Annotated in this window: 4 protein-coding genes and 1 pseudogene; 2 read left to right on the plus strand and 3 right to left on the minus strand. The window is 45.2% G+C overall.

Going from position 1 to position 4,383, the window contains the following annotated elements:
* Nucleotides 1-143, minus strand: a pseudogene (locus L5M38_RS23755) (IS4 family transposase); the annotation flags it as partial.
* A 149-nt stretch (nucleotides 144-292) separates the two neighbouring features.
* Nucleotides 293-472, minus strand: a complete 180-nt coding sequence (locus tag L5M38_RS23760; protein ID WP_248066318.1) for a CCGSCS motif protein — start codon at nucleotides 470-472, stop codon at nucleotides 293-295.
* A 409-nt stretch (nucleotides 473-881) separates the two neighbouring features.
* Here L5M38_RS23760 and L5M38_RS23765 point away from each other — a divergent pair, with 409 nt between their 5' ends.
* The gene (locus tag L5M38_RS23765; protein ID WP_263180507.1) at nucleotides 882-2,078 is read left to right on the plus strand and encodes a serine hydrolase domain-containing protein; all 1,197 of its coding nucleotides are present in this window, start codon (nucleotides 882-884) and stop codon (nucleotides 2,076-2,078) included.
* Between the two features lie 170 nt (nucleotides 2,079-2,248).
* Here L5M38_RS23765 and L5M38_RS23770 read toward each other — a convergent pair whose 3' ends face one another.
* A complete protein-coding gene (locus L5M38_RS23770; RefSeq protein WP_263180509.1) occupies nucleotides 2,249-4,060 on the minus strand; it encodes an ankyrin repeat domain-containing protein in 1,812 nt (603 codons plus the stop codon).
* A 168-nt stretch (nucleotides 4,061-4,228) separates the two neighbouring features.
* On the opposite strand from L5M38_RS23770, the gene L5M38_RS24640 reads away from it, so the two are divergent.
* The coding region (locus tag L5M38_RS24640; RefSeq protein WP_411569244.1) for a transposase DNA-binding-containing protein at nucleotides 4,229-4,383 on the plus strand (155 nt) is incomplete at its 3' end.

Consider the following 4,383-nt stretch of genomic DNA (forward strand, 5'->3'; position numbering starts at 1 on the left):
AAATTTCGACCTAACTCAGTCAAGGTCAGTGTCTTACATTCAATCAGTGCCTTAGAGGCCAGCATCAAGCTGTTTAATCGTTTTAGGTGAAGTTCTGGGCAGTATTGGTGTAAAGAATGTTGTAGGATATTGGCTTCGCGCATCTTGTTGTCCAAGTGTAGTTTTTAGCGAAACCATTTGATCATGCAACAAGATGCGCTTCCACCCTAATTTGATGATTTATTTGTAAATCATCAGGGGATTCTTCAGTGCTATGCATGTGAGTCGATATTAAAATTCCAGGGTAAGTGGTTTATGAACATGAACCACAACAAAAACCAGGGGATTTAGGTTTTTCTGCTGTATTCGTCTGTTCAGGTTGCTCTGTGGTTGTGATATCCGCCGCAGTGCTATCATCCGTGCTCGGCACAAATTGGGCTACATTTTTGGTTTTATCGTCAGTTTTAGTGAACTTAGTAAATAATGAACTCATCAGAACTACCTCTATTTAATCTATTAAGGACTAGTAATTATCAAACATGCTTATATTGTGCATGTTATGGTTGTTGACTGTTTTAGTCAACTATTTATCATTGCTTAATGCCTAAATCGTCTTAGGTTGCTTTTAGAAAGAGCCAACAGGCATAACTGTTATGCCCTAATTATTTACCCATATCACCAGAGCTCAAGGGGCACACAATCCCCCTCGGAGTTGCCGCTGGGCAAATAGTGTTGTTGATTTGGTAAAGAGTGTGTGAGTCTCGGCATCTAATCCACTCACTTTAAAGACTAAATTCTGACTTTTATTCCCAATCTCAAAGCAGCATCACTTAACATTCCACTGTGATAAGCTGGCCGCTTTCTAATAAGGTAGTATCTACTCATTAAGTTAAGGATAACCTATGCGTTTAAGTGTAATCAGTACTCTGTTGACTGGTTTGTTATTATTCCCAAGTGCCAATAGTATTGCCGCATTACTAGAGACTGGGGCTGAAAAAGCGCAGAGCGTGCAAGGTGATAAGTCGATTGCCGTTGAAAGCCAAACGGCGTCCTCTGTCTCAAAGGCGGCAGAGATTAAGACCTTAATCCAAGCCGCGATCAAGGATTCGCCGCAGCCATTTAGTGGCAGTGTCATCCTGCTTGAGCAGGGGAAACCGCAACTTGAGCTGCAAAAGGGCGAAGGTATTAGTCAAGATTCGCGCTTTGTGATGGCATCGCTCTCTAAACAAATCACTGCAACCTTAGTATTGCAGGCGGTCGATGCGGGGAAACTCGACTTAAATCTATCGCTAAATCATTACCTTTTTGGTGAGCTTGATGGGGATAATAAGGCGCTAAAAGGTACTGTGGCGAGTACAAATTCAAGTGCGGATGCAATTAATTCTAATCGATATGACGCGCGGATTACGCTGCACCAACTGCTGACGCATACATCGGGTGTCGATAAATTGGGTAAGGCTAATCGCTTCGAGCCAGGTAGCCAATTTGAATACTCCAACTTTGGTTATTCACTGCTTGGGCAAGTGCTTGAGAAGGTCAATCACCAATCCTTTGCCGAACAAGTGGCGCAGTTTGCTACACGATACCAGCTTAATGGCTTGAGTGCAGAGCTTGGTAGTATTGCGGCGATTCACACCAAAATGCCTTCACTCGCCGTTGGTTTACAGGAAAGTGAGGTGATTGCCCCCTCTGATTTAGTGCTTGATGAAGCTTTGTTGCCCGCGGGGGGATTGATTGCCTCAGCGCCCGCTTATGCCGCCTTTTTGCAGCAATTACATGCTGGCAAGTTGCTGAGCGCAGAGAGTTATGAGCGGATGACAACGGCGCATACCGAGATCCAATTCTTATGGCCGAATATGCACTATGGCTATGGGGTGAGGATCAATAAGGACGATGGCCTCGTCGAATACAGTCATACGGGTTATTTAACCGGTTATATGTCGATGACACTGCATTATCCCGAATTTAATTTGGATCTGGTGATGCTGGAAAATCTATCGCTAAATCTTAATGATCGCGCTCGAGTATTTGAACTGCATAATCAGATACGTCAAATCATCCGTAGCCAGTTACTGCTTGCTAAAGCCTCTAATGTTTAAGTCTCTAATGTTTAAACCTTAGCTTTCGCCATTATGTTGGTTAATAGGCCGCTAAGTCTGCCGGTGTCAGTCTCCTAAGCTGCACTTTTTGTCAGGCTTAATCTCGAAAGCATAAAGCCCCAACGTTGGGGCTTTATTCGTGGTGCTCATGGCAGCCAAGGTGCTAACTGTTACCAAAAACGCTTTCTTAGCGCGGTCTCGATATCAATCTCAACCTTAAAGTACTGCAAAATTATCCAGACGGAATCGACTAAGGCTTCGGTAAGTGCAGGATAATCATCCTCGATAATTCCGTTAATTTCTTCGACGGTTTCATCGATATATTCCTGAACACCTTCCTCAAATTCGGCCTTTGTCGCTTGATTGCGGAAAAAGCTAAAGTGGTCGAGCTTTTCAATCAATTGATCGATAAGGGTTCTCACCGAGTCGAATTGCTCAACTGTGATCGTGGGATCGGTAGCGACCAGTTTAAAAAAGCTCTGTACTTTGGTTTTGAGATCCAGCAGCGTTGGAATTTGCCCCCGATTTGCCGCCGCATTACTCACCTCTAATCGGGTTTGTTTGGCGGGCGCTGATGTGGCATTCACCTCAGACGCTTGTGGATTCGCCGTTATCGGATCGGCATTGCTCGAAGCTGTTGTCGGTACTTCACTATTATGGGATAGATTAGTATGGGATAGATTTGAATGGGATAGGCTTGCTGATGCTGGCGGTATCTCGCGCCCCAGTGTTTGCAGCAGGCGACGGCTGAAATAGCTTTCTGGCTCCGCCACTTCAAGTGCTCGCTCAAGCTGAGTTTCGCTATAGGGCACGATTTGCAGCAGTGCTTCGAAAATCTCCTTATATTCCAGCTCAATTACCGCGACCAGTGGGCTATTGCCGCGGCAGTTTTCAGCCGTTAAGTCGGCGCCATATTGCTGCAATAGCTTTAAAATCCGTACCGCTGTGGATTCAAAGCGAGGAAACTCGATTGAACTGCCACCTATTACGGCGCAAAGGGCTGGGGTGGTATCTTCAGCATTGATGGCATTAGGGTTGGCGCCATGTTCGAGTAGGGCTTCTACGCAGGACTGCGCGCCGTAGTAACAGGCGCACATGAGTGGCGTAAATTGCTCATCCACCGAAAATTCTTCAATTTTAGCTCCGTGGCGCAGTAAGAGTTCCACAGTATTACGTCGCATGGGGCCAGTGATTTGATCCCACCAGTAGGTCGAAATCGCCTTGTGCAGAATCGGCGAATTATCGTGGCCGCAATGGGTAAAAATATCCCCGCCTTGGTGAATAAGCCATTCAAGTACTTGGGTTCGACAGGCGATGGCCGCCGCAGAAACATAGTTAGTGTTGTAGATATTGGTGAGGCTTAAATCCAGTCCCTTGGTGAGCAGATATTCCATCACTTGGATATGCGTTGCTTGATCTTCTTTCCCTGAACCACGCTGGCAGATAGTGAGTAAGGTTGGTTCATCCACCGCCCCAAATTTTTTATTGATATCCATACCATATTGCAGGAACAGATCGAAAAACTCGGGCAGAAAGGTTTTCTTTTCGACCATTGGATAAACCAATAGTCGTAAATTCGACCAGACTAACATCTCATAGGGTTTACCCGTATTCACAAATTCGGCATTTGGATTAGCGCCATATTTGAGCAACAGTTCAAGGGCTTGGTAGATGTAGCTCCGTTTATTCGGATCGGTAAATTGGGCATTATTAATATATTGGTTGAGCAAGGGTGAATGGTCGGCATCAGGCGGTGTCATCCTATAGATGCGATTGATATCGACGGTGGCCTTAATCAGTTTTTCGATAATCCTAAGGTCAAATTCTGAGGTCAATGCCGCATAGACCAAACTTTTAGCGTGGGAGTCGGCTTTGAGCTGCGGATAATGGTCTAACAGGTATTCAGTGTAGTCTTGCGCTTTAGCGTAAACGCATAGTTCGAGTAAATTAGCATCATCCCAGAAGCTGCTGTCGTTGGCCATAATATAACGGGACTTTTTAAATACAGGAAAGCGTTTTACTAAAGGAGCAAAGGCTTCAATCCCCCAGAATCCGCTCTGTCTCTTCTACACAAATAATTAGTAAAAAAACGGAACTCTCTTGACTGCCGATGATCTGATCATGCAAATTCATTTACTTCACCATTTTCCATGTCAATTTTTAACCCGAGCCAATGGGCAGCCGATCACTTTCATCATGCTGAGCTAGGTGATAAACGAAGAGCGGCAAGGTTAACCGTCGTTGCTGAACATATGGCGGTTGGCAGCGGCAAATCGGTTGCCAGATCATGTAATGGTGAAGATGC

Origin of the sequence: Shewanella sp. SM101, assembly GCF_025654465.1 — a bacterium.
In the GTDB taxonomy this organism is placed as follows: Bacteria; Pseudomonadota; Gammaproteobacteria; order Enterobacterales; family Shewanellaceae; genus Shewanella; species Shewanella oncorhynchi.

What these genes read in the sequence shown, in the direction of transcription:
- L5M38_RS23760 (WP_248066318.1), bottom strand. Translation starts at nt 472, where the DNA reads ATGAGTTCATTATTTACTAAGTTCACTAAAACTGACGATAAAACCAAA.
- L5M38_RS23765 (WP_263180507.1), top strand. Translation starts at nt 882, where the DNA reads ATGCGTTTAAGTGTAATCAGTACTCTGTTGACTGGTTTGTTATTATTC.
- L5M38_RS23770 (WP_263180509.1), bottom strand. Translation starts at nt 4,060, where the DNA reads ATGGCCAACGACAGCAGCTTCTGGGATGATGCTAATTTACTCGAACTA.